Below are 26,468 nucleotides of genomic sequence, written 5' to 3'. Positions count from 1 at the left end.
CTCTATTATAAAATGAGGAGATGTAAATTTTAAGGAAAAAAATAAAGCTGTCGAGATTTTCTCGACAGCCTGAGGCTTAGGAGAATTCCTAAGCCTTCTTTTTTATGGCTTTAAGATGACCTTTATACAATCATCCTGTTTTTCGTTGAATATTTGGTAAGCATGTGCGGCATCATCTAATGGCAATTGATGTGTGATGATCGCTCTAGGATCAATTTCACCCGTTGTCACTTTTTGATAGAGCTTTGTCATGTACCCTCTTGCCGGGGCCTGTCCCATTTTCAGCGTGACGTTTCTTGCGAAAAAAGCGCCTAATGGGAACATATTGTACAGCCCTCCATACACACCAGTCAGTTGAACTGTTCCACATTTTCGAACAGCTTTTGTGGCAATTTGAATCGGTCCAATCGTTCCGCCTTGCAGTTTGAGCTTCTGCTCAATTTTTTCAAGCGGCGATTTCTTCCCGTCCATTCCTACACAATCAATGACAACGTCCGCTCCGCCCTTGGTGAGCTCCTTTAATGTTTCTCCCATATCGGGATCTTCTGTAAAATCAAATACTTCTACACCGCTCATCCGTTTTGCATGCCGCAGGCGGTAATCAATATAATCGACGGCGATCACCCGCTCTGCACCTTTTTGCCAAGCAAATTGCTGTGCCATTAACCCAACAGGTCCACAGCCTAACACGATGACCGTATCGCCTTTTTTCACTCCTGCGTGCTCCACGCTCCAATAAGCAGTTGGCAGGACATCTGATAAGAACAATAATTGTTCATCCTCTAACTCACAATCATCCGGTACCTTAAACGGGGTATAGTTTCCAAAGGGTACGCGTAAATATTCAGCCTGTCCTCCGGGATAATTCCCGAATTTCTCACTATATCCAAAAAGTCCGCCCGAATCATAATGCGGGTTTGAGTGGTCGCATTGGCTTTCTAAGTGATGATGGCAATACTGGCATTGACCACATGCAACCGTAAATGGAATGACAACACGATCTCCCTTTTTTACCGCCGTAACATCCGGCCCAACTTCCTCCACAATTCCCATCGGCTCGTGCCCAATCACATAGCCGATAGGAAGCGGGAAATTCCCTTGATACAAATGTAAATCCGAGCCGCAAATCGCTGTTGATGTAATCCGAACGATGACATCTTCACGATCTTGAATAGACGGCGCATCTACTTTCTTCACTGCAATGCGATTTTTTCCTTGATAGGTAACAGCTCTCACATGCATTTCCTCCTTTCACTCGAGTCATCTTCCCTTATCTTCACCTTGAATGGACAGTTCATTCATCAGATCAGGAATATATGTCACGAAGGCGAAAGGCGAAAAAGCCCGTCGATTGATTCGACAGGCTTTTGATGGAACATGTGTAACGCGTTACACACTCATTCTTTTTCGAGAAAATACAAATCATATTGAGCTGATGTCTCCCGATCGATCATCAGGTTCCCTTCGTGAATAAAATAAGGACACATACTTGGGCTTTGAGATTCTTCAAACTGTTCATATAATTGCTCAATATCTCCAGGGAGCAGCAAAATCAGAAATTTATTTGAATGAGACACTAATTCATAAGCGTGGATGGTATCCGGTGGTATATAGGCAAAGTCACCCGGCATTAGACAAATATCCTCTCCGTTCAAATGAAGGTTCATTTTCCCTTCAACACAATAGAGTGCTTCTGTATGCACTTGATGATAGTGCGGAGGAAAATATTTTCCTTTCGTCCCTTCTATCACAAAATGACTGAATCCGCCTCCTGTTGTTTCTGTTGTCGCAATCAGCTCATGAAGCTGACCATCAATGATGTATTGCTTCCCTTCACCAGCCTCTAATACATAAGGCTGCACTGAATGAGGGAGCTGACTATGAAATAACACTGAGGGCTTGGTTGTATTCGATAGCTCTCTGATTCCGTGCATCAGCATGAGATCGCTTTCTTTTTCAGCTTGTTGAAAACAGTCTGCATCAAAGGTTTGATCGGTCATCGGCCATTCATTCTGCAAGAGCCTTTTCCCAATTTGCTGATAGATATCTGTCATTTGTCCGCCCAATGTATACGAAATAAACCTTGTTTTGTGACTATGCATTCTGTAGCCATGAATTGTTTTAGGCGGAATATGAATATAATCGCACGCTGTCACCATATATTTTTTACCGTCCAGCATCACCTCAAGCTTACCTTCGAGCACAAAGATGGTTTCAAATAATGTCTCATGACAATGCAGCGGAAAATAAGCTCCTTTCCCACCTGTGATTAAGACAAGCTCAAACAGTTGATTCGTTTGATTTGCTTCTGCCAGCACATGAACAAGCTGATTCTCCAAACCATACAGCTTTCCCGAACCAGACACGGTATAAAAAGAGGTACCTTCGGATTGCTTGATCGATTGCGGTTGCTCCGACATCCCATCACTCCTCATGACTAATTGACTATCTTTATTATATAGACCAATTGATATAATAGATAGACAATATGCGAGAGATTTTACTCCTCTCGCATAAATAAGTGTCTAAGGTAACATTTCACGTGTTCTAAAGGTGTCGTTTGCTTGAGAGCAGTGGTCATCGATAGACCTCCGATCACCATTGAATGAAGGAGAGAAGCCAGCTCATCGGCTTTGTTTTCTTCATAACCGGTGTTCATCAGCTTTTCTTTCACAAGCTCTTGCCAGCGGATCATTTCTTGTTTGCAAGCATCATGCAGCTTTGTATGCTCTGGTTTTGACTCTGCCGCCAGCAAGACAATCGGAATCCCTCTTTCACTTTCTTGCTCCATAAATCCTTGAATAATGTTTGTCATAAAACGATCGATGGCGATATATGGGTCATCCGAATAGGCAAAGCTTTCTTCAATTCGATTGATGACCTTTTGACTAATATATTCAACAGCTGCTATGGCTAGCTCTTCTTTTCCATTTGGAAAGTAATAATAAAGAGATCCTTTAGGCGTGCCGCTCTCTCTAATGATTTGATTCAATCCTGTCGCATGATACCCCTGTTTACGCAAAAGAAGTGCGGCCGTTTGAATGACTTTGTCCTTCGTACTCACGTGTGACACCCCTTTCCCTCCATAGACCCAAAGTCGATTTCATCGTGTTATTCATTTAATTGGTTTGTCCCTTTCCAAATCGAGGAAGTCTCCATTTCAACTGCAAGTCTGAGCAGCCAGTCCTCTTTTCCTTTAGGCGCTGTCACCTGTACACCTAAAGGCATGCCCGCCCCAGTGAGATGAACAGGAACACTCATAGAAGGCTGACCTGTTAAGTTGGCAAGCTGTGTAAATGGAGTGTAGGTCAGACTCTTTAGGAACATGTCATAAATGAGATCCTGCTGCGCTTGCATGGAAAGAGAAGACACACGTAAAAGTGCGGCTATTTCCTGATCCGAATGCATAAGCTCACCAATCTTTGGAGCCGAATAGGCAGTAGCTGGTGTCACATAAAGATCGTAGGTTTGATGAAATGCGGCCATTTGTGCTGCGGCCATATCCCACGCATCAAGACTTTCTGTATAGGCGGCAGCGGTCACATTCTTTCCAGCCGCCGCCAGCACCCATGCCACGATATCTGTTTCCTCGGGCTTCACTGGACGCCCTAGTGAACGAGCCAAGGAAGTGAATAATGCAGACATTTCTCCGCTGTTCATGACGTAATATTGCTGCATCAGATGAATACCATCGATTGCCGGTTTCGCTTCCTCTAGTTGGTGCCCTTGCTCACTCAGCCATTTCACCGTTTGCAGTACTGCCTGCTTCGCTTCCTCACTGACCTTTGTGCCAACTGGAGATTCTACGCTGTAAGCAATTCGCATTGAAGAGGTACGTTTCACCAGATCCTCTTGGTAGCTGCCGTCGTATAACGGGGTTTGGAAAGCTGCTTCTGGCTGAATGACCTGAAGCAGATCAAGAAGAGCTGCACTGTCTCGAACTGTTTTTGTGAGTGTAAAGTCAATGGAAGCACCCTGCCACTGTCTTCCTGCACCTGGACCTACTGGCGTCCTACCTCGTGTTGGCTTGAGTCCAAACAAACCCGTAAAGGATGCGGGTATACGAATGGATCCTCCGCCATCACTTGCTCCGCCCGCAGGAACGATACCGCTTGCAACAGCCGCAGCCGTCCCGCCGCTTGAACCGCCCGGGGAATGCGCGGCGTTCCAAGGATTCCTCGTTGGACCATATAAAGCGGGTTCTGTCACATTCCTCAAACCGAATTCCGGTGTGTTTGTATGGCCGATCATAAGGAGCCCAGCCTGCTTCAATCGATGGACAAAGTGGGAGTCCGTTTTCGCCTTTACATCCTTTAGCAGCATAGCACCTGCTGTCAGCGGTTCATTTTTCAGCCCTTGCGATATATTTTTCAGCACAAACGGAACACCCGCAAACGGCTGATCCATATCTAATTGCTTCATGTCTTTTAACACTTGATCATGTCTTGTCTGGATCACCGCATTTAGTTCTGGATTGACCTCCTCCAATCTAGCAAATGCGGCATGTACAAGCTCCTCAGGTGTTACCTGCTTTTTCCGTACAAGTGCTGCCAGGCCAGTCGCATCATACGTCATATACTCTTTTACGTTCATCGGCATGTCCTTCTTTCTCTTATTATGATCTCTCTATTGTCTACTAGAATTGTATGAATTTCAATTTCAGGCTACTTGCAAAAAAACTTTCTGACAAGACTATGATTCTTCTAACCATCCATCTGATTTCTCCGATATAATAAAGAAAAAAAGACGGAGGTCATCTCGTATGCAAGGAGCCATTGCCTTGAAAAAGAAAATATTCGTGGTCATCGCGTTTCTTCTTGCTTTGACAACTGCTTTGCCCTTCCATTCGCAGGCAGCTGCACCGCCAAAAGAAACAGATGTTATCATCGTCTATAAAAATCAAAAAGGGAAGCAAACCGCTATTCAAGAAAGTGAAAAAGTGAACGCACAGTACATACACCTTCCCGCTGTCGCTGTGACAGCAGATGAACAAGCGGTCACCTCATTCAAAAAAGACCCTAACATCGCTTATGTCTCAAAGAATGTGAAAGTCAAACTCGCTTCTTCTACCGTGAAAAAAAACGCAGGTGCTACTGGCCAGGATGCATTGGTACAAAAGTCGTACAACCTGCAAAAGCTAAATGTAAAGCAAGCGATCAAAGAAGGCGTCACAGGTAAAAATGTGAAAGTAGCCGTTTTAGATACTGGTATTTTCCCACATGAGGATTTAAAGGTAGCCGGCGGTAAGTCATTCGTGAATTACACATCCTCTTATAAAGATGATGAAGGACATGGAACACATGTCGCTGGCACTATTGGGGCGCTCAATAACGATTATGGCACAGTCGGCGTCGCTTCTGGCGTGAAGCTGTATGCTGTGAAAGTGTTAGATAAAAAGGGAGAAGGCGACTTATACAGTCTGCTTCGAGGCATCGATTGGGCCATTACCAATAAGATGGACATCATCAATCTAAGTCTAGGCTTTGAAGATAATATTCCGATTTTGCGCTCAGCTGTAGATGAAGCATACAAAAAAGGACTGCTGGTGGTTGCTGCAAGCGGAAATGACGGGAAGAAGAATGATATTAGCTATCCTGCCGCATACAATAGCGTCATTGCTGTCTCCGCAACAACTGCCAAAGACAAACTCGCGTCTATCTCCAATACAGGGAAAGGGATCGAATTTTCTGCCCCTGGCGAGAACGTCATCAGCACTTATTTGAAAAATGAATATTGGTATGCAACTGGTACATCACAAGCTGCACCGCATGTCACAGGAATGCTGGCGCTGTTAAAGCAGCTTCATCCGAAGAAAACAAATGCACAGCTTCGCACCTTATTGCGCAGCTATACAGTGGATCTTGGTGCGAAAGGAAAGGATTCACAATTCGGCTATGGCCGCGTGCAATATGTTCCGCAATCAACCTTTTTAAAGGCTGCGACAAGCGCTGTCAAAAAAGCCGAAACATCTAAAAAGCAGGCAGATGTCGATCAAGCCAAAACGAGAATCGGCCGACTCACTGCAAGCAAACAAAAAACAGCACTCACAGAACGGGTGAAAAAAGTACAAGCAACCATCGATATCCGTTCCGCACGTGCAAAGGTCAAAAAAGCCGAAAAAAACAAAACGCAGGGCGCCATTAAAAGCGCCCAAACGGCCATCAAAAAGCTAAACAAAGGCAAAGAAAAAACAAGCCTGCAAAACCGTCTCGACAAGGTAAAAAAACAAGTCGCCTATCAAAAGAAAGTGACAGACGCCAAACAAAAGGTCAAAAAAGCTGAAGCCAAACGGACAAAGAAAAATAAAGCATCGGCTCAAAGTGCTGTCAAACAGCTAAAAGCCTCCAAAACGAAAACCAGTTTACAAAAACGATTAAACCGTATCAAGGTTTAACAGAAAAAACGATTCCTCGCTTGAAAGGAATCGTTTTTTCTATTTTAACATCGACTCGAACAAGCTGTGATGATATTTTCCTTTGGCATCTGCCCTCACTTGATCAAGTAAGCTTTCTAACGAAGCCATCACACCCTCTAATGCCCGGCGCACTGAACCGTGTTCAAAATCCGTTAAACTCTCTGGCAACTCATCTTCATCCAACACAAAGAAATCACCATTCGGAAGAACGAGAAGATCAACAATGAGATCTTCAAACATGACCAGCTGGCCGTTGAACCGTGTATCTCCCACAATATTAAAATAAGACCCAAGTTCCTTCCCTTGATCATTCCTCCAGAAATATAAATTGTAAGGACGATCCTTCCAATAATAGGCGGTCGTATAGCTCCCTTTTGGAATGGTCAGAGCACCATCGCCTGCCCTCATCATAAACGTGTCTTCTATCTTGTGAAACAGCACAGCCTGCTGTCCCTGTGCGTCTAACAGCTGACAGGTATGTTCCACAACTTTCTGATCGTATTTGATTTTTCTCTCGATTACTTCGTCCCAACGATCCGCTTGTAGCGAAAACAAAATGTCACAACTCCCTCTGCATCTAGGTTCTCTCTTTCCAGTATACACCGATTTTTTTTGAAGAAATAAAGGATTGCTGTATTTACTTATGGAAGACCTATGATGAGGTGAATTAAATGAACGGAGTCACGATTCTTGAAAACCTTACAAAGCTTGGACAAATCATCCTCATTTTTGCGGCTATGCCCTTTATTGGCGGCAGGTGAAAACGAAGATAGAACGAAAGCTGTCCCCTTATAAGCGCATGTTAAAATTCTTTGTCATGTTCGGTTTACTCTCGTGGGGGGTATCATATTGGGCGCTTGTATTGTGGGCGTAAATTGAAAAAGGAAGAGCTGTCCCTGAAGGACTTGCTCTTCCTTTTATTACGCGTGATGTGATGAACCAGCCGGCTGTTCTTTCTGGATCACATATCGATAGCTCTTCACATGCGTCCCATTTTGATTCACAAATTCTTTATCAAGTGCACGCTCAAAGCCCATTCTTTCATATAGACGAATGGCGGCCTGCATTTTATCAGATGTATGAAGATACAGGACATTCTCGCCCCATGATTGCGTCAGTTCAATACTTTTACGTAACAATGACTCTGCGATTCCTTTTCCCCTGACATCAGGATCTACTCCTAAAAACCGGACAATGGCTGATGTAATGCCCATTTCAGGTTTGTCATACGCTTGTTCAGATGACCGGAACATTTGAAGCGTCCCCACAACCTTGTCCTCAAGCTCAGCTACAAGCATGAGCTCCATGTTCGGATTATCTACAGCTGCTGCAAGTGCTGCAGAATAATTTTGCCAGCCTTCTTCTGTAAATTGAGGTTCATACTGTGCGTATGATTTGATCAGCACGTGCCTGATGGCCTTATGATCTTCTTTGACTGCTGGGCGAATCATCAACTCTTTCTGCTTCATGTCAGCACCTCCTGTTGTCTATGGATCGATATACGTATCATGTAATCAATGCATGCCGATGATCTCGTTCTTTTCTCTACTCATTCAATGTAAAGAGTCTCATTCGAAAGATCAATCATTTTGCCCGAAATCGGCTTTCGAAATTTTTCATTGAAAAGGAACGCTTGATTCATTATGCTGATTTGAGAAAGTATACGAGGAGTGTTGTCATCATATGAGTTCTTTATCTTATCCCCAAGAATCGAAAAAAAATCGATTTCTCCTTGCCGCATTGCTTGGTTCTTTAACAGCCCTTGCACCGCTGGCAATGGATATGTATTTACCTGCTTTGCCTAATATCGCCCGGGATTTTGAAGCAAGCACGGCTTTGTCCCAATTAAGTCTCATGGCTTGTTTGATTGGACTCGCGCTTGGACAGCTGATTGCGGGACCGATCAGTGATACGATCGGGAGAAGAAAGCCGCTGATGATTGGCTTACTCATCTTTATAGCAGCATCTCTTTTATGTACAGTGGTCACATCGATTTGGACGTTCATTCTCTTAAGGCTGATTCAAGGACTCGCTGGTTCAGCAGGTATTGTGATTGCACGAGCCATCGTACGAGATCATTATGAAGGGTCAGAGATGACGAAATTCTTTGCACTGCTAATGCTAGTCAACGGAGTTGCTCCGGCAGCGGCACCGATTGTGGGCGGACAGATTTTACGCTTCACAACATGGCAGGGTGTATTTGTTCTACTAGGAATCCTTGGGGCTTTGATGCTGGTCAGATCAATGTTTTCACTACAGGAAAGCTTACCTGCGGAGCGCAGACAGACCGGAGGCTTTCAACAGATTGTTGGTGCCATGAAAATTTTAGCGAGTGACCGTCTCTTTGTTGGATATGCTCTCTCGCAAGGTCTTGTATTCGCAGCGATGTTTGCCTATATTTCTGGCTCACCGTTTGTGCTCCAGGATCTTTTTCACCTTTCTCCACAAGGATTTAGTGCTGCCTTTGCGGTGAATAGTCTTGGCATTATCACAGCTGGACAAGTATTTGCCCGTGTCGCTGCAAAAATCGGAGAAGAGAAAGTCCTTCGCATCGGACTGCTGACAGCTGCCCTAGGCGGCGTCACCCTATTTATCATGATTTCCATTGATGCAGGATTGTATGGCATTCTCATTCCGCTATTTTTTGTTGTCTCAAGCGTTGGGATTGTCGGCACCTCTGCACCGTCTCTTGCGATGCAGCACCACGGTGCGCATGCAGGGAGTGCTGCTGCCCTCATCGGTGTCGCGCAAATGCTGCTAGGCGCATGCATGACACCTCTTGTCGGCTTAGCCGGCAGCCAAACGGCCTTTCCAATGGGCCTGATTATTATGCTTTGTGAACTTGGCGCACTTTGTTGTTATTTCTTCTTTGTTGCCCGAGCGAAAAAAAGACCCGCATAAGCGGGTTTTTTCATCTCATAATGACCGTCTACCAATTGATGGTGCGGAACACGTTGTGCTCGTCATTTGTGTGATATGCATCTACATCAAAGCCTGATAGCGCAAAACCAATTGCCATGACAATTCCTCCGACAACGGTGAAAATGATACCCCATTTGAAGCATTGTTTCTTTAATTCATTCACGTTCATATTCTCACGACCTTTTTTCTAAACATCCCCATGAATGCGTTAGTGGTTTGAACAGTCAAATGCACAAATAGCTTTGTCAAATACACCGTGGCTATGCCGCATAATAATCCAACACCTAATAGAAGAATACCAACGCCAATCTGCGTCACCACCACATGCAAACCGTCCTGAAAAATAAATGGAGAACCAATGATGCTCCAAAAACCTCCAAGCAGACCAATCAGCGTCACTGTACCTGTCACGAGCGGAATGCACCAAATCACCATATACACAGAAAGAATCAGCAGGAAGACTGTTGCTAAAATACTGCCCCATAACGGAAAGCCTAAAATGAGAATGGAGAGTCTTGTGGCTTTTTCTCCAAACGTCGGTACCTGAGCAGTTTTCATTCCTTGTTCCTTCATAATTCCTTCAGCGATGATGGCAGGCTGCCCGACTTGATGAACCGCTTCCTGTTCACTGTATCCATCTTCCTGATAATCCTCGATCATCTCATCGTAGTATTCGATAAACCGTTCACTTTCTTTTTCGCCTAGACGATGCAGGTGCTTCTCTAAGCTGGCTAAAAATTCTTTTTTATTCATTGCCCTGTCCTCCAGAAATAAAGTCGTAAATCGCCATCACCTGATCCCATTCCTCTAAAAACTGCGCCATATGCTCCCTGCCGCTTTTTGTCATCCGGTAGTACTTTCTTAATCGACTGTTATGTTCCTGGGAATAGGTCTCTACATAATTGTTTTGCTCTAGCCGCTTTAATATCGGATATAATGTTGATTCAGATATCTCAATACAATGGGACATATCTTTAATGATTTGATAACCATAGGAATCGCCTTTCTTTAATACCGCCAGTACACAAAATTCCAGCAACCCTTTTTTTAATTGTGCATTCATGATTACAACTCCTAACCATTTATACTATACAATACATAGTATTGTGTGACAAGAGGTATAAAGCATAAAAAAAGACCCGATTTGGGTCTTTTCGTTTTTATATATTCACAAATCCTTCTCCAAACACATCCCGCACATCATGGACAACAACGAATGCGTCTCGATCAATTTTCTTGATAATTTTCTTTAAGCGCATGAGCTCTTGCTTTTGAATGACTGCGTAGAGAATCTCCTTCGATTCCTTTGAATAATGACCGCGGCCGTTTAAAATCGTCACGCCTCGGTCAAGGGTGTGATTGATTTCTTCGGCAATATCATCTTTGCATGAAGAAATAATCGTGACCGCCTTTTTCGTGTTGAGTCCTTCTATGACGAAGTCCATCACCTTTGTGGCCACGTAAAGCATCACAATGGTAAACATTAATTTTTCCGCACCAATAATAAAATAAGAAGCAAATACAACGATGAGATCAAAGAACAAGATGGCGTAGCTCACGTTCCAGTCTAAATACTTGTTGGCAATTCTTCCGAGAATAGCAGAACCCGCCGTTGTACCGCCTGCTCTTAGCACAAGACCAATTCCAATACCGATGATAATTCCTGCGAAAATCGCTGCAATGATCAATTCATGTACATTCACGACCCATGTTGTGGTCAGGTGTAGAAATAGGGAGTTACTTGCGACGGCAACCACTGTGTAAATTGTGGTCTTCTTGTCCAAGTATTTATACCCCACCAGCAATAAGATGGCATTAAACACAAGATTCGTCAGCCATGGTGCAATTTCAAACATATAATAAAAAATGATGGACAGCCCCGTTACACCGCCTTCACCAAATTCAAGCGGAATGACAAACATGTTCACAGCTGCGGCAAATAAAAAAGAACCAACAAGAATCATTGCAATATCTTTTACACATTTTTTCATTTTCTTCTTTCCTCCTTTTTTAAGCATATAAAAAACCCTCTTTCTGCACGAAAGAAGACTGTCGTTGGACAAAATAAAATCAAAAGACAGCGCCTTTTGATGAAGCTTTCTGAAATGAACCTTTCCATAATATATATCTCTTTTTAGAGGCTGTCAATGACTTGGTTTTCTATTATTTTAACTGCATGTTTATGCACGAAAACCCGCTTGTTTTCAGGATTTTTCCGCCATGATATGCTTTTTCCTCTCCTTGACAAAAACACTTTAGTCATTTAAACTACTGCCTCATATCATACCCATCATTTCCGATCAAAAAAGGAGGTTGTTCTATTCCTATGAACCCTATTCAAAGCCGTTTACAGGCTCACGCACCTTTGATTTTAGATGGCGCACTTGCAACGGAGCTTGAACGAAAGGGCTGTGACTTAAACGATCGTTTATGGTCAGCCAAAATACTCATTGAACAGCCAGAATTGATTCAGCAAGTTCACTTGGACTACTTCCAAGCAGGTGCTGACTGTGCAACAACCGCCAGCTACCAAACAACGATTGATGGCTTCGCAGAAAAAGGCTATTCAAAAGAAGAAGCCATTGAACTCATGAAACGATCTGTCACTTTAGCGAAAGATGCACGCGATCTTTTTTGGCAGGATGAAACGCGTCGTGAAGGAAGGATAAAACCCTTTGTCGCTGGATCTGTGGGGCCATTCGGCGCTTATTTGTCTGATGGTTCAGAATATAAGGGAAATTACGGACTCACAGAGCAGGCACTCATTGATTTTCACCGACCAAGAATTCAGGCATTAGTCGAGGCTGGTGCAGATATTCTTGCGTGTGAAACGATTCCTTGTCTGGTTGAAGCAAAAACTGCTGCGGGATGAATTCAGCGGTGTGTATGCTTGGATCACCTTCAGCGCAAAGGATGACCTGCACATTAGTGAAGGTGATTTGCTGAGAGAATGTGTACAAGCACTTGAGCCGTATGAAGAGATTGCTGCTGTTGGCGTGAATTGTACACCGCCGCAATTCATCTCTTCTCTCATTCAAGAGATGAAAAAGGGAACGAGCAAACCGATTGTGGTGTATCCAAACTCAGGTGAATTATACGATCCTAAAGAAAAGGTATGGAGCGTAGATACGTCTCATCATACGTTTGGTGAATGTGCGCATCAATGGTACAAAGACGGCGCGCGCATCATCGGCGGCTGCTGCCGGACGACACCAGAAGATATTACTGACATCCTCAAACGGACAACATCGTAGCAACATGAATCAACTCACATACTTCTAAGCAAAAGGGCGGGAAGACATGGAACAAGCAAAAGATCAGTCACAACAATATCAACGAAAAATGACGAGCCGGCACCTGTTCATGCTTTCGTTAGGCGGCGTCATTGGAACAGGGCTCTTTTTAAGCTCAGGGTATACCATCAGCCAAGCGGGACCTGCAGGAACGATTCTTGCCTATCTTGTCGGGGCATTAATTGTGTATCTTGTGATGCTCTGTTTAGGCGAGCTGTCTGTCGCAATGCCGGTTACAGGGGCTTTTCATACGTATGCAACAAAATACATTGGTCCTGGCACGGGCTATACGGTCGCTTGGCTTTACTGGCTGACGTGGACAGTCGCACTTGGTTCGGAATTTACAGCGGCAGGACTTTTAATGCAGCGCTGGTTCCCAGACACATCGGTTTGGATGTGGAGTGGTGTTTTTGCTCTTATCATCTTTTTACTTAATGCATTTACAGTCAAATTCTTTGCAGAATCAGAGTTTTGGTTTTCTAGTATTAAAGTGATGGCGATCATTCTCTTTATTATTCTTGGCGGAGCTGCAATGTTTGGCTTGATTCCATTAAAAGGTGGCGAGGCCGCTCCGTTCTTTTCTAACTTTACTGGAGAAGGCGGACTTTTCCCAAACGGATTTTTACCGATTTTAATGACCATGCTTGCCGTCAATTTTGCTTTTTCGGGTACTGAATTAATTGGCATTGCTGCGGGTGAAAGCGTCAATCCAGATGAGACCATCCCGCGGGCGATTCGAACGACCGTGCTGCGTCTCGTCCTGTTTTTCGTCGGAACGATCATTGTTTTAGCCGGCTTGATTCCAGTGGAAGAAGCCGGGGTGATCAAAAGTCCATTTGTCGTGGTTTTTGATCGGATCGGTATTCCTTATGCTGCAGATTTCATGAATTTTGTCATTTTGACGGCGATCTTATCAGCCGCCAACTCGGGACTGTACGCGTCATCTCGCATGCTCTGGTCACTTTCTGAGGAACGGACACTGCCTAAGAAGCTAGCGAAATTGACATCAAAGGGAATTCCTTTGAATGCACTCATTTTAAGTATGATCGGCGGTATTCTCTCTTTGCTATCGAGTGTCATCGCACCGGAAACGGTGTATCTTGTTCTTGTTTCGATCTCTGGACTGGCCGTTGTTGTGGTCTGGATGGGGATTGCTGCCTCACAGTTCATGTTTCGGAAAAAATTTTTACAGGATGGCGGACAGCTTCATGATTTATCCTTTCGAACCCCGCTCTATCCAGTGGTTCCGATTGCTGCCTTCTTCCTGTGCCTTGCATCTGTGATCGGCATTGCCTTTGATCCAAATCAGCGGATTGCCCTCATCTGCGGCATTCCTTTCATCGCGCTCTGCTATGCTGCATATTACGTGACGGCTTGGATTCGCAAAAAACGAGAAGAATCTGGTGTCTAGCACCAGGTTCAGGATGTCACTAGCTGACATCTTTTTCTATGAAAAAAAACGACAAGGCTGCAGCCAAGTCGTCTTTTTTTACCGTATTAACGATTGCGTAATGTATATGCCAAATGATACACACTTGTGACATTTGAGGAAAGCTTGATGTCGTTTGAAGTGAACGTCACTGGAACGATATCGTAATAATGTGTAGACCAGCCTGCATTGTTGTACGTACGGTAGCCTGCACCTGAAGGAACTTGGATCGTCAGTGAAAATTGTCCATTCTCATCCGTTGTGCCTGTCGCTGTTTGGGCCAATGATTTGATGGCTGCTTCAAAATAAAGCTGGATTGGCTGATTAGCCATGAGGTTTCCGTTCGTATCTTTTAATGTTCCTTTAAAAACAGCTGGATGATAGGAACCCACTCGATACTTGCTGCCAGATCCGTAATTCACCTTTCCACCATCTGCTGCTGTGACACTTGTTACTTGTACAGATGCTGGTACTGCTCCTGTTTCCTCTGCATGTGCAAAGCTTGGGAATACGAGAAGCAATGATAGAAAGAATGCAAACAAGATTTTTTTCATCTATAAATCCTCCTTTTTTTTCCTACTTTATTACTATCGACAGTAATTGGTATTTTTCCAGTAACAAACCAAAAAAACTTCCCTTTTTAGAAAGGGAAGCACTTAAGCTATTTTTTCACGACAACTTTCACCGCTTTACTTTCTCTTTTTCTCACATCGGAAGCTGTCACGTATAAGACGGTTTTTGCTTTTTGCGGCTTGATTTGGGCAGTAAATGCACCCTTACTATTGGTTTTCACCGTTTTGATGACTTTCTTTGATTTGTTTTTCACTTTAATGGTCAAGCCTGCACCCGCAGTCCCTTTGACCGTTTTACTTTTGACCGTTACTTTACCTACCTTCGGCTTAGCAGGTGCTTTGCCCTTTTTCACGACTGTTTTGAGAGAAGTCGCGGCCTTTCCTTTAGAAATCTTGATGTGCAGCACTTTGTTTTTGTTCTGATGCTTGATCTTCACACTAAAGGTTCCCTTTTTGCTTGCCGTGCCTTTTCCGAGTAATGTCTTGCCTCTATACACAGAAATAGCAGCACCTGCTTTCGCTTTTCCTGTCACCTTTTGATGCTGATCCTCTACTTTGTTGACAGATGCATTCAGTTCAACAGCACTTAATGCGGCAAATGCATTCAGTCTGCCATGTCCTGTCATCCAATCGATACCCGGAATTTTCGGATCGACAATTGGCTCCTCGTTTTCGTCATAGAAAACGTCATCTTTTCCATCAACAGATGTAAAGGAAATATCATCGGCTGTACTTTGCAAAATATTCCTCACTTGATTTGGTTTTAAGGATGGATTTTTAGAAAGCAGTAATCCTGCTGCTGCTGCAACATATGGTGTAGCCATTGATGTCCCGCTAAGGTAGGAGACATTCCCATCCGGCATTAAGCTTGGAATATCAGAACCCGGTGCAGACATGCTCAGTCCTTTGCCATAGCTTGAGAACTCAGCGGCAATATCCATGCGGTTGCTTGCGCCAACCGCCATTGCGTATTTTGAAGTCGCAGGATAGCCCATTTCTGGAATGCCATCATTTCCGCTCGCCACGACCACTAGTACATTCTTTTGTGCAGCATAGTTCATAGCATATTCAATGACCCTGCTGTAGTAGCCGCCAAGACTCATGTTGATGACCTTTGCGCCTTTGTCCACCGCATGCTTGATCCCAAGAGCAATATGCTCTGTATCTCCAAATCCATAGGCATCCAGCACCTTGACCGGAATAATGCCCGTATGTTGGTTCAGCCCTGCCATCGAGTAATGATTATCGGCTTTTGCAGCAATGATGCCTGCTACATGAGTACCGTGTCCATTGTCATCAATCGCATCTTTATTTCGTCCAATGAGATTCGCACCTAAATCCGTACGAACGGTTCCGCTTAAATCTGTCAAACGGCTGTCGACACCTGTATCCACAACAGCAATTAACGTTTGCTTCATTTTGCTTGTGCCAATTAGTGTATTCATTTGTTCAAACTTCACATCGGCGCCTTTTTTCCCGCTGTTTTGTGCACTGTTTTTCAGCGGCCACTGGTAACCATACTGCACATCATTGCTAAACGCACGATAGGTTTGCACAGGCTCTGCAAATTCAACATTCGGCATGCTGGATAGCTTTCTTGCAGTGCTTTTGATGACGGCTTTGCCTGCTTTTAGTGTATTTCCAGCTGATCCTTGCCCTGCTGGCACATCATAGACATACATTCCTTTAAATAAAGGACTCACTGACTGCGATGTCACACGATTTTCTTGGATTCCATAGCTTTTCATCTTCTTTTTCGCTGATTGAAGCGTTTGGCCATCCTTTAATTTAAAAATGATTTTGTTCGTTTTGACCTTTTCTTCTTTTACAAGCTTTTGCTTCTCTAGTACATAACCGACCGATTTTCCTTCAAGCTGATCGATTCCAATTTTTTGACTCACTGCTTCTAATTCCTTCTTTAAATATGCCGGACTTGCCTCTTTGAGCATATTAAAAAGGGAGCGGATCGCCTGTTGTTCTTTCTCTGTGACGATATGACCGCTGAATGCACCATTTTTCTCTATGTCACTTAGCAGTGATTTTAATGTAAGCAGATGATTGTATACCTTTTGCTGCTCTTTTTGATGTTTGATCAGCTTCGATTTGAGAAACGGCTTTGTTTTTTGAAGTAAACGAGCGAGCTTCTGACCATCTGCTGTTTCATTGAAACGTTTATCTTCGATCGTACGAATGGATTGAAGGATTTCACGCCCATACTTTTTCTCAATAATAATGATTCCAGGCTCTTCTTCTTCAGGAAAAATCGGTTCAGATGGCGGAAGATTGGCTCCTTTATACCCGATTGTATATGCCGCATCCTCTTCCTCATCACGGCTGTCTTCCTCCGAACCTAAATAGAGCACTTTGACAAAGTAAGGACCTGACCATGCATGCGGGAAGTCGATCTCTGTCTCTCCGCTTGCTGTGTCCACACGATATCTGGAATAAGTGTCATCCTTCATCGCTCTGTCCTTACTTGGATAGACCGATATGGACAACATTTGTTTACTTTTTACAGAAATTTTCATATGCGTATGTTTTGCCACCTCTTGTGCAGGTGGCGTAATTTGATACCATGACTCTTCCTTTTCATTCTGTAATGCACCTGAGATGACTTCACCATTTTTCAATCCAATGGCTTCATTGACATTTGTTCCTTTACTGGCAGCTGCTGCATCGTATCCAGGTAATGCTGCCATACATAAAATGATGGCCATGAGTACGATCACACAGGATTTGACCTGCTTTTTGAACATGAAAAGACCCCCTTATCTTTTACGATACCTTGGAAGAATATCACAGAAAGACATTTGGTAGAATCTGTTTTTCACATAATTAAACTCGTTTTAAGCTAGGATTTGAGATAATCAGACAGCAAGACTTATTGCCTCATAAACTTTTTGCCATTTCAAACGGAAAATGATGCTATTTAACCATGTCGAAAAGTACATTACAATCAACTTGTAAGCGCTTAACAAACAAGAGAGAAGGGATCAGCTTGTTCCAAAAAGATCATGTTTTCACACAAGTAAACGGTCAATCAAAGAATGAGATTTTACAATACATTTCCGAGAAAGCTGAAGACCTTCATATTACAAACGATCAGTCGAGGTTATTAGCAGATTTGTTGAAACGCGAAGACGAAGTCTCAACAGGACTTCAGCAAGGCTTTGCCATTCCTCATACAAAAAGCTCCACTGTACAAACGGCTTCACTTCTCTTTTTAGAACTTGAACAGCCCGTTGAATGGGGAAGCTTCGACGATTTACCGACGAGCTATTTATTTACACTGCTGGTTCCACTAGAAGAGGCAAATGTCACGCATCTGAAACTACTGTCAGGCATTGCCACTAGCTTAATGGAGCCTGCTTTCATCGAAAAGATTCAACCTGGTCAAACAGCTGACTATTATTACGAAGTCATTGAACAACAATTGAAAGAGGGGATTACACAATGAAAATTGTCGGTGTCACTTCATGTCCAGCAGGGTTAGCTCATACACCAATGGCAGCAAAAGCATTAGAGAATGCAGGTAAACAGCTCGGACACGAGATCAAAATCGAGCAGCAAGGCATTATGGGACAGGTGAATGGCATTACAGCAGAGGAAGCAAGACAGGCAGACCTTTGTATCATTGCCTCCAATCAGCATATCAACGATGCAGAACGCTTCTCAGGCATTCCCACAGTACGTGTCGAGATCGGACGCGCCTTAAAAAATGCCGAGCAAATCATCACAAAAGCCGTAGCACTTGTTGAAAAGAAAAAATCTGAATCTCAATAAACGTGAGCAATGCCATATAGAAAGGAGCAAAGCAAAATGAAAGCAAAATTAAAAGTCATTGAAGGCCATCTCATGACCGGTATTTCTTATATTCTTCCTGTGATCATCGGTGCCTCACTTATCGTTGGTTTAGCAAAACTAGTCGGGTTAGGGTTTGGTGTTTCAGATTTAAACACCTATAAGGATGCTGGCGGCATTTTACACGGCGCCTATTTAATGGAGCAGGTTGGCTGGACAGGTATTGGCTTAATGAACGTCCTGCTCGCTGGATTTATCGCCTATTCGATTGCGGATAAATCAGGTCTTGCGGCCGGTTTTATCGGCGGTGCCCTCGCCAGCTCAACAAATGCTGGATTTATTGGTGCCGTCATTGCAGGATTCTTCGCAGGATATGTTGCTCTTTTTGTGAAAAGAAAAATTCAAATACAAGGCTCTGCAGCAGGGCTCGTCCCTCTGCTCATCCTGCCGCTCATTACCGTTGGCTTAACCGGACTTCTCATGTCCGTTCTGCTGGGCGGGCCATTAGGCGCTTTGAACACGGCATTAATTGAATGGATCAAAGGCATGGTCGCTGACGGAACAAGCACACTCGCGCTCGCTTTGATTTTAGGCGCGATGATTGGATTCGATCTTGGCGGACCGGTAAATAAATCCGCTTGGATGGCTGGTAACGCCCTTTTCCTGTCAGGTGTTTACCTCCCTGCTATTCTCGTCAATATTGCGATTGTCATTCCGCCGCTTGGGTACGGACTTGCGACATTGATTCGAAAACGCAACTTCTCCCCAACCTTTAGAGAAGCCGGACGAGGCGGCTTGGTCATGGGCATTATCGGCATTACAGAAGGAGCGATTCCTTTTACCCTCGTCAATCCTTTGAAATTGATTCCGCTGAATGTCGTCGCTTGTGCTGCTGGAAGCGGGGTAGCTGCATTATTAGGTGTCCATGACATCATGCCGCCAATTGGTGGACTATATGGGTTCTTCTCAGTTGGAAACTGGTGGGCTTATTTAATCGGTGCTCTTACTGGCGCACTCGTTATCGGTATTGGCGCCAACCTGCTTGTAAATTTCTCTGAGAAAAAAGAGCCTCAAAAGCCCGAACATGATCAGAAGCAGAAAGAAGAAGACGATTTTGACCTTGTGCTAGAAGGATAATTTGAACAAAGAAAGGTGTCGTTGATCAATGACTGTCAATGTACATGTGATTCCACATACACACTGGGACCGGGAATGGTATTTCACCACCTCCCGCTCCCGTATCTACTTAATGAAAAGCGTAATGGACATTTTAGACACCCTTGAAACAGATGAAAGGTTCCATTACTTCATGCTCGATGCCCAGGCATCCTTATTGGACGATTACCTCAAATGGCGTCCAGAGGATGAAAATCGAATCAAAAAGCTCGTCACGGCTAAACGCCTCATCATCGGCCCATGGTATACACAAACCGATCAGCTCGTCATTTCAGGTGAATCGATTGTACGTAACCTGCAATATGGAATTGAGCGCTGTCAGCAGTTTGGCCATGTCATGAAAGTCGGTTATGTCCCTGACTCCTTCGGTCAATCCGCACAAATGCCTCAAATTTATCAAGGCTTTGGCATTGTAGATACAGCATTTTGGCGTGGCGTTTCTGACCATATGACGAATCATACAGAATTCAATTGGCGAGGCGCTGATGGCAGTGAAGTCTTTGCAGTGAACCTGCCATTTGGCTACTACTACGGTGGAAATATTCCTGAGAAGGATGAGGAATTACAAGCTTTTATGTCTGAAAAAATCGGTGCGCTGCAAGCAAAGGCGACCACAAAAAATGTCTATTTTCCAAACGGCTTTGACCAGGCACCTATCCGCAAAAATCTGCCTGACTTATTAGAAAAAGCCAATGAACTTGACGAGCATCACTATCAAATCAGCAGTCTAGAAGATTACATTGCAGCGGTGAAAAAAGAGCGGACGCCTTTTGACACATTACAAGGAGAGCTCATTCATGCGAAGCATATGCGGATTCATAAATCTATTTTTTCAACAAGAGCAGATTTAAAAATCTTAAACAATCAAATTGAAAACTATCTCGTTAATGTGATGGAACCCATCTTAACGATCAGCTATTCACTCGGGCACGATTATCCGCATGACACCGTTCGTGATATTTGGTACCTCATGTTTGAGAATGCAGCGCACGACAGCATTGGCGGCTGTAATAGTGACACGACGAATCAAGACGTCTTCTTCCGCTACAAGCAGGCAAAAGAAATCGCCGAGAACCTTGTCGATTTACACATGCGTCTCATCGCCATTCGACTGCAAACAGAGCAAGAAATCACGTTCACTTTATTTAATACATTGCCTTCAAAGCGTTCTGAAGTCATTGAAGTCGAAACCTTTATCACGGAACGTCCTTTTACGCTAAAAGACGCAAACGGAAGAACTCTTCACTACACGGTGAAAAGCAAAACCGATGTCACTGATTATGTCTTGGCACAGCAAATTTCTCTTAATCCAAGCAAAGAGGTGTACATGCCAAAACAAGTATGGAAAGCCGTTCTGATCATTGAAGCAATCGATTTACCATCAGTTGGTTATACACAAGTCAGCATGGTCTTCGATGAATCAAGCGAATCCGTATGGGAACAAACAGAGGGCCGTGTCATTGAAAATACGTATTACCGCATTGCGGCAAATGACAATGGGTCACTCGAGATCACTGATAAACAAACAGGACGAACATTCTCTGAGCAAATGATCTTTGAAGACAATGGAGACGATGGGGATTCCTACAACTATTCACCACCGCGTGAGGATCTTTATGTATCGTCTAAAGATATCTCATCAGCAGGCATCACAGTGTCTAAAAGCGGGTTACAGGAGGAGCTTACCATCCAGCTTCATCTCACTGTCCCGTATGACTTAAAGGAACGATCGGAGCAAAAGGTCACGACTTCCCTCCCAATCACAGCGAAGGTGGCGTTAAATAAAGATGAGGCTGTCATCCGTTTTCATGTTGATGTCGACAACCATGCGTTAGACCATCGTCTGCGTGTACTCTTTGATACAGCCATTGCATCAAAAGTATCACTGAGCGATCAGCAGTTTGGCACAATCGAACGTCCAACAGAGCTGACGCAAGAGCTTGAATGGTGGAGCAATGAGCATTGGGAAGAAAAGCCGATCACCATTGAACCGATGCAATCATTTGTTGCACTTCGTGATGAAGCCTACGGCGTCACTCTTTTGACCGACTGTGTGAGAGAATACCAAATCACAGGCGAAGACTACACAACGATTGCTTACACCCTCTTCCGATGTTTCGGAAAGATGGGGAAAGAAAATCTTCTTTACCGTCCTGGCCGGGCATCTGGGGAAAAAATCGTTGAGACACCTGACGCTCAGCTTCAAGGCGCGCTATCGTTCTCATTTGGCATGCACTATAGCCAAGAAGCAGTAAGCGAAGGACACTTAGCGCTGCTTGCCAAGCGGTATACCACCCCAGTTCAATGCTACGGGCGGGCAGACTTTTTAAACGGTCGTTTAATTTTTTCTTTCCGAGATGAAGAAGAAGACTTACAATCTACTTATAGCCTGCTTGACATTGAAACAGACGGAGCCGTTCTAAGCGCCTTGAAAAAGGAAGAGCATGGAACAGGCATTGTCATCCGTCTCTTCAATCCATATTTAACGCGTCAAACAGCCGCTTCAATCAATAGTTCATCTCTACAACACGGAGAAACAGCGAATTTAGGCGAAACACCTGAAGGACATATACTCAAAGCACAACATGGATCATTACAGATTGAACCGCTCACACCTTGTCAGGTACAAACCTACATTGTAAAGAAAAAATGAACATGTAGGGGCGGGATCCATTTGGATTCCGTCCCTCTTTAATGGAGGGCATTGATCATGAGAATTGGAGGCATTGAAGCAGGCGGTACGAAATTTGTCTGCGGCTACGGAAAAACAGACGGAACGATTGAACACATGACTTCCTTTGCAACAGGGAATCCAGATGAAACATGCCAAAAAGTGATCGATTATTTTACAGAGCATCCAGTCGATGCACTTGGAATTGGGGCGTTTGGGCCGGTCGATGTGAAGGAACACAGCCCAAGCTATGGGACGATTTTAGACACACCAAAAACAGCGTGGCGCCAATTTCCATTACTCTCTACCTTAAAACAAGCGCTCGGGCTCCCTATGAAGCTTGATACTGATGTGAACTGTGCAGCGCTCGGGGAAGCCCGTTTTTCGACTGAAGCAGAAAATCCTGCTTCTTTGGTTTACATCACCGTTGGAACTGGAATAGGCGGCGGTGCATATATTGAAAATCGCCTCATTCATGGATTGCTGCATCCAGAAATGGGCCATGTCACAGTCCAGCGCCATCCTCATGATACCTATGGCGGCTGCTGCCCTATTCACCATGATTGTTTAGAGGGACTGGCATCTGGACCCGCCATAGAAGAACGCTATCATACATTGGCACAAATGCTGCCAGAAGATCATCCTGCCTGGTCACTTCATGCCTACTACCTCGGGCAAATGGCCGCCAATTTATTACTCACTCTTTCACCAGAGCGTATCATTCTTGGCGGAGGTGTGATGAAACAGCCAGCTATGCTGCCGCTCATTCTTGATGAAACAGAGAAGCGGCTTCATGGGTATTTGCAACTGCCAAAGCCTTTAAATGAAATTATCACAAAGCCATCCTTTGACGGATTATCTGGTTTAATGGGTGCAATCGCTCTTGGTACTGATACCTTACAGGCACAAGGAGCGGCGCAATGATGATGACGGCAGATACTCGAACCTATCAGCTCATTCAGCGGCTATTTGAAACGAAAGGGTTCGTGAAGCTGGAGGAGCTAACTGCCTCTTTTCGCTTATCTGACCGCTCCATCCGCAATTTAATTAAAGAAGCAAATGAGCTATTAAAGGAAGCCGGGGCCATCATTAAGACCATCCGCGGGAGAGGATACACTCTCTTAACGAGTGACCAAGACGCTTTCCTGCTTTGGCTTCATCAACAGAAGCTTCCTGCCCGCTCTCTAGTACCCGTCATGCCAGAAGAGCGTGTACGATTTATGATGAGAAAACTATTGCTTCAATCTGACTACTTAAAAATTGATCAACTGGCTGAAGAGCTGTTTATCAGCCGCATGACGGTCAGCAGTGATTTAAAAAAAGGACGAGAACTATTAGCCCGTTACGGCATGACCCTTGTATCAAAGCCTGGCTTTGGCTTAAAGGTTGAGGGAGACGAATTGCAAAAAAGAACGTGCTATGCAGACTTGCTGCTTGAGGAAGAGCCTGCGCTATCAAATATCACCGAGCGGGAGCAGCTTCATTTTCCTGATATTTCTCTTGAAACCATTCGGTCCATTGTGCTGACGAATCTGTATCAGGAATCATTACTCATTAAAGACATTGCCCTAAAAAATTTAGTTATTCATTTAGCCATTGCGATTCAGCAAACACGAAAAGAACAGAGAATATCCGCCAGCACCGAACGCACACAAAGGTCGCCAGTGTTCACTAAAATTGCCGAAAAAATCACTCAGCAAGTAAGCGACACTTTTCATGTTACCTTGTCAGAGGATGAAACAGATTACTTAGTGATGCATCTCTTGGCGAATCAAACGTGGAAAGAAGCTGACCAGCATCAAACGACAGAGGAAGTACGGCAGGCGGTTACGGTATTTCTCCAGTACATTGAAAGAACAAGCGGACATCGCTTTGCTGATGATGACATCCTGCGGAAAGACTTGATGCTTCATATGAAGCCATTATTAAATCGAATCCAATACGGCGTGTCCTTACAAAACCCGCTTTTGCATGAGATCAAAGCGTCTTATCCTTACCCGTTTGACTTGGCTGTCAGCGGACTGAATGCTTTACAGCTGGTGCGTACACCAAATGAAGACGAGGCCGCATATGTTGCCTTGCATATCGCTGCTTCATTTGAAAGAAGTCAGCTCGGCACCTCGCAAAAAAAGAAAGCCATTATCGTGTGCGGATCTGGACTAGGGACGGCAAGACTGCTTGAAATTAAATTGAAGGCCGCCTTTCAGCATGAACTTGAGATTGTCGAGCTCTATTCTTATCAAGATTATGCATTTAGCACCTCTTTGCCCTGTGATGTCATCATCACAACCGTCCCGCTAGCATCAAAGGGAAAACCGATGATTCAGGTCAACGCCTTTTTTGAACATCATGATGTACAGCGCGTGAGTGAGGTCATTCATTTATTAAACGGACACGGTTCACCCTCCAAAGAGCTGATGGGCTTCTTCCAAGAACGATTGACTTTATTGGATGCTCATTTATCAAGCAAAGATGAGGTATTAGACACGCTATGCAGCCGTTTAGAGGCGCATCAGCTTGTATCATCTTCTTTTCGATCCTCGGTGCTTGAGCGGGAGCAAATGTCGTCCACCTATCTTGGCAGAGGAATTGCCATGCCGCACCCGCTCATCACAAATGAAGGCACCTCCTGCGTAGCCATCGCACGCCTGAAACAGCCGATTAACTGGCAGGGGGATCAAGTATCACTTATTTTCTTATTAGCCATTCATAAAGATGACGCTGCCTGCATGAACCAATTTTTTGAGCAAGCCGTCGATTTACTGGACAGTCCAGACCGCATTCACTCACTCAAGAAAGCAAAAACATTTGATGAGCTGATGGATGCATTGTTTCAATAAAATAGAACAAAGGCCGCCCAGTTGTTGATCAGGCGGCCTTCATGTTATTTAGATGTATGGTTCATCAATCGTATATGACATTTTTTCCTTCTTCACTTAACTTTTTTAAAGATGACAGCATATGATGAATTTCTTCATCGGAATGTCTTTCCCACGAACCTAATTCAGCGACTATTTTCAGGGGGAATTTAGATCGATAAGAACGTGTGGGGTTGCCGGGAAATTTTTTGTCGGTCAAATTCGGATCATGTTCGAACTCGCCTAATGGTTCTACAATATAAATTCTCTCTTTTGCATCAGACCTTGCTAATTCAGCACCCCATTTAGCAGCGTTTAATGTGCCTGTAAAATAAATATGGTTCGATTTTTTATCCTGATAATTGGATAAATACAACGGTTCAAGCAGGTCTCCAATCTTCAACTCTGCTTTCGTCCCATGAAAAAATGGACCAGGATCTAAAACCTGTTGCTTATCATTCATACAGCCACATCCCCTATCGTTTTTGACTTGCGTATAACAGTATACGGCCTGATAGGGGTGGAAAACAGTCTATAAATGAGATTGAATTCGGGGTATAATGATAGTAGAGAGTAAGATGGAATTTGTAACCTCTAGCAAGTTGAAAAAACAGCAAGAATACATACAAAGCAATCTTCTTGAAAGAGATAAAAAGCTGTTAGAGGCCATAAGAGAAACTCAAGAAACTAAAAAATTAATTGCGGCAACGGAGCAGAGCAGGAGGAAAAAGAAGGACAAAAAAATGTTGGTGGCAGTTTTGAAAATAGCGTATTGATGCTAGGCAGGAGATCTAATCAGGATTGAAGAAAATGAGGATAAAGTAGCCAATGAGACGTTTGAGGTCTTGGCATGTTGGCATCAAGAATTATATATTATATAATTAACTAAATTTTACTCTGGAGGTGCCTTTTGTATGTCTATTCAAGTGGATGATGATGATATTTTAGAGATGTGTAATATATATGCTCAAGAAACTCATCATAGAGAAGCATTGATTTTAGGAAACAGGAAGGGTCTATTGGAATTAAAAAATGCGATAGATCAGGCTTTAAAAACTGGTAGTGCTGTTGCAAATTTATACCCATCTGATTTTGAAGGATATGAAACTTGTATTGCTTTAGTAGATGATGAAAATCAGTTTGAGAAATTGATGACTCCTTATGTAGAGCAATATGTACAAGATGATGATGCAATTGATCCAATTGAAATTATTAAAGATTACGATGCTAAAAAAGAAAAGCCCTTATAAAAGGGCTCAGGCTGTCGAGAAAATCTCGACAGCTTTATTTTTTTCCTTAAAATTTACATCTCCTCATTTTATAATAGAGAA

The 26,468-nt window shown here is 43.8% G+C and carries 24 protein-coding genes and 1 pseudogene; 12 read left to right on the top strand and 13 right to left on the bottom strand.

Translation table 11 applies throughout. The annotated features are described in order from the left end of the window. Positions 1-102 precede the first annotated feature (102 nt). The 4 genes from R0K30_RS19915 to R0K30_RS19900 all read right to left on the bottom strand — a co-directional run bounded on the left by R0K30_RS19915 (position 103) and on the right by R0K30_RS19900 (position 4,593). Positions 103-1,236, bottom strand: coding sequence for a zinc-dependent alcohol dehydrogenase (locus R0K30_RS19915; protein ID WP_099726166.1), 1,134 nt, complete (start codon positions 1,234-1,236; stop codon positions 103-105). A 161-nt stretch (positions 1,237-1,397) separates the two neighbouring features. Beyond that, positions 1,398-2,420: a quercetin 2,3-dioxygenase gene (locus R0K30_RS19910; protein ID WP_099726167.1), complete on the bottom strand. Its 1,023-nt coding sequence runs from the start codon at positions 2,418-2,420 to the stop codon at positions 1,398-1,400. A gap of 80 nt (positions 2,421-2,500) precedes the next feature. After that, the gene (locus R0K30_RS19905) at positions 2,501-3,064 is read right to left on the bottom strand and encodes a TetR/AcrR family transcriptional regulator (protein ID WP_099726316.1); all 564 of its coding nucleotides are present in this window, start codon (positions 3,062-3,064) and stop codon (positions 2,501-2,503) included. Positions 3,065-3,111: 47 nt separating this feature from the next. After that, entirely contained in the window at positions 3,112-4,593 is a 1,482-nt protein-coding gene (locus R0K30_RS19900; RefSeq protein WP_230031231.1) for an amidase, read from the bottom strand. A gap of 187 nt (positions 4,594-4,780) precedes the next feature. On the opposite strand from R0K30_RS19900, the gene R0K30_RS19895 reads away from it, so the two are divergent. Beyond that, positions 4,781-6,394 (top strand): S8 family peptidase, encoded by a 1,614-nt coding sequence (locus tag R0K30_RS19895; RefSeq protein WP_256499252.1) that lies wholly within the window; start codon positions 4,781-4,783, stop codon positions 6,392-6,394. Positions 6,395-6,433: 39 nt separating this feature from the next. Here R0K30_RS19895 and R0K30_RS19890 read toward each other — a convergent pair whose 3' ends face one another. After that, a complete protein-coding gene (locus R0K30_RS19890) occupies positions 6,434-6,970 on the bottom strand; it encodes a ribonuclease FAU-1 family protein (RefSeq protein ID WP_099726318.1) in 537 nt (178 codons plus the stop codon). Positions 6,971-7,335: 365 nt separating this feature from the next. Then, the gene (locus tag R0K30_RS19885) at positions 7,336-7,884 is read right to left on the bottom strand and encodes a GNAT family N-acetyltransferase (RefSeq protein WP_099726170.1); all 549 of its coding nucleotides are present in this window, start codon (positions 7,882-7,884) and stop codon (positions 7,336-7,338) included. 214 nt (positions 7,885-8,098) lie between these two features. On the opposite strand from R0K30_RS19885, the gene R0K30_RS19880 reads away from it, so the two are divergent. Further along, positions 8,099-9,316, top strand: a complete 1,218-nt coding sequence (locus R0K30_RS19880) for a multidrug effflux MFS transporter (RefSeq protein ID WP_099726171.1) — start codon at positions 8,099-8,101, stop codon at positions 9,314-9,316. Positions 9,317-9,344: 28 nt separating this feature from the next. Here the strand turns inward: R0K30_RS19880 and R0K30_RS19875 are convergent, their stop codons facing one another. The 4 genes from R0K30_RS19875 to R0K30_RS19860 form a co-directional block, all read right to left on the bottom strand. Then, positions 9,345-9,506, bottom strand: coding sequence for a hypothetical protein (locus tag R0K30_RS19875; protein WP_180275463.1), 162 nt, complete (start codon positions 9,504-9,506; stop codon positions 9,345-9,347). Continuing rightward, positions 9,503-10,090, bottom strand: coding sequence for a DUF1700 domain-containing protein (locus R0K30_RS19870; protein WP_230031226.1), 588 nt, complete (start codon positions 10,088-10,090; stop codon positions 9,503-9,505). Before R0K30_RS19870 ends, R0K30_RS19875 begins: the two co-directional genes overlap by 4 nt. After that, positions 10,083-10,400 carry a PadR family transcriptional regulator gene (locus R0K30_RS19865; RefSeq protein ID WP_099726173.1) on the bottom strand — a complete coding sequence of 106 codons (318 nt, stop codon included), beginning with the start codon at positions 10,398-10,400 and terminating at the stop codon, positions 10,083-10,085. Before R0K30_RS19865 ends, R0K30_RS19870 begins: the two co-directional genes overlap by 8 nt. 97 nt (positions 10,401-10,497) lie before the next feature. Continuing rightward, positions 10,498-11,328 (bottom strand): YitT family protein, encoded by an 831-nt coding sequence (locus R0K30_RS19860; RefSeq protein WP_410612441.1) that lies wholly within the window; start codon positions 11,326-11,328, stop codon positions 10,498-10,500. Between the two features lie 335 nt (positions 11,329-11,663). Between R0K30_RS19860 and mmuM the strand changes: the two are divergent. Both mmuM and mmuP read left to right on the top strand, forming a co-directional pair. Then, positions 11,664-12,591: pseudogene (mmuM, locus tag R0K30_RS19855) on the top strand (homocysteine S-methyltransferase). Positions 12,592-12,637: 46 nt separating this feature from the next. Then, the gene (gene mmuP / locus R0K30_RS19850) at positions 12,638-14,041 is read left to right on the top strand and encodes an S-methylmethionine permease (protein ID WP_410612439.1); all 1,404 of its coding nucleotides are present in this window, start codon (positions 12,638-12,640) and stop codon (positions 14,039-14,041) included. Between the two features lie 86 nt (positions 14,042-14,127). Here mmuP and R0K30_RS19845 read toward each other — a convergent pair whose 3' ends face one another. Both R0K30_RS19845 and R0K30_RS19840 read right to left on the bottom strand, forming a co-directional pair. Continuing rightward, complete coding sequence (locus R0K30_RS19845; protein WP_410612437.1) at positions 14,128-14,613, bottom strand: hypothetical protein; 486 nt, start codon at positions 14,611-14,613, stop codon at positions 14,128-14,130. 107 nt (positions 14,614-14,720) lie between these two features. Further along, positions 14,721-17,387, bottom strand: coding sequence for a S8 family peptidase (locus tag R0K30_RS19840; protein WP_410612435.1), 2,667 nt, complete (start codon positions 17,385-17,387; stop codon positions 14,721-14,723). A gap of 242 nt (positions 17,388-17,629) precedes the next feature. Between R0K30_RS19840 and R0K30_RS19835 the strand changes: the two genes are divergently transcribed. From R0K30_RS19835 to R0K30_RS19810, 6 genes are read left to right on the top strand one after another with little or no spacing between them, the layout of a single operon-like run. Further along, complete coding sequence (locus R0K30_RS19835; protein ID WP_099726179.1) at positions 17,630-18,088, top strand: PTS sugar transporter subunit IIA; 459 nt, start codon at positions 17,630-17,632, stop codon at positions 18,086-18,088. Then, positions 18,085-18,414 carry a PTS fructose transporter subunit IIB gene (locus tag R0K30_RS19830; RefSeq protein WP_099726180.1) on the top strand — a complete coding sequence of 110 codons (330 nt, stop codon included), beginning with the start codon at positions 18,085-18,087 and terminating at the stop codon, positions 18,412-18,414. Before R0K30_RS19835 ends, R0K30_RS19830 begins: the two co-directional genes overlap by 4 nt. Before the next feature lie 36 nt (positions 18,415-18,450). Beyond that, positions 18,451-19,569, top strand: a complete 1,119-nt coding sequence (locus R0K30_RS19825) for a PTS fructose transporter subunit IIC (protein WP_256499248.1) — start codon at positions 18,451-18,453, stop codon at positions 19,567-19,569. Between the two features lie 28 nt (positions 19,570-19,597). Further along, complete coding sequence (mngB, locus tag R0K30_RS19820) at positions 19,598-22,261, top strand: mannosylglycerate hydrolase (RefSeq protein ID WP_410612431.1); 2,664 nt, start codon at positions 19,598-19,600, stop codon at positions 22,259-22,261. 57 nt (positions 22,262-22,318) lie between these two features. Further along, positions 22,319-23,203, top strand: a complete 885-nt coding sequence (locus tag R0K30_RS19815) for an ROK family protein (RefSeq protein WP_410612429.1) — start codon at positions 22,319-22,321, stop codon at positions 23,201-23,203. Beyond that, on the top strand, positions 23,200-25,119 hold the full coding sequence (locus R0K30_RS19810; protein ID WP_410612427.1) for a BglG family transcription antiterminator: 1,920 nt from the start codon (positions 23,200-23,202) through the stop codon (positions 25,117-25,119). The genes R0K30_RS19815 and R0K30_RS19810 overlap by 4 nt, the downstream gene beginning before the upstream one ends. Positions 25,120-25,183: 64 nt before the next feature. On the opposite strand, the gene arr is transcribed toward R0K30_RS19810, so the two are convergent. Next, the gene (gene arr, locus R0K30_RS19805; RefSeq protein WP_099726185.1) at positions 25,184-25,600 is read right to left on the bottom strand and encodes an NAD(+)--rifampin ADP-ribosyltransferase; all 417 of its coding nucleotides are present in this window, start codon (positions 25,598-25,600) and stop codon (positions 25,184-25,186) included. Positions 25,601-25,715: 115 nt separating this feature from the next. On the opposite strand from arr, the gene R0K30_RS19800 reads away from it, so the two are divergent. Both R0K30_RS19800 and R0K30_RS19795 read left to right on the top strand, forming a co-directional pair. After that, positions 25,716-25,913, top strand: a complete 198-nt coding sequence (locus R0K30_RS19800; RefSeq protein WP_410612425.1) for a DUF3967 domain-containing protein — start codon at positions 25,716-25,718, stop codon at positions 25,911-25,913. Positions 25,914-26,051: 138 nt separating this feature from the next. After that, positions 26,052-26,387, top strand: a complete 336-nt coding sequence (locus tag R0K30_RS19795) for a hypothetical protein (RefSeq protein WP_230031217.1) — start codon at positions 26,052-26,054, stop codon at positions 26,385-26,387. The last annotated feature ends 81 nt before the right edge of the window (positions 26,388-26,468 follow it).

Source organism: Bacillus sp. SIMBA_154, assembly GCF_046536015.1.
Classification (GTDB): Bacteria; Bacillota; Bacilli; order Bacillales; family Bacillaceae; genus Bacillus; species Bacillus pumilus_P.
This window is presented reverse-complemented; position numbering and strand designations above follow the sequence as displayed.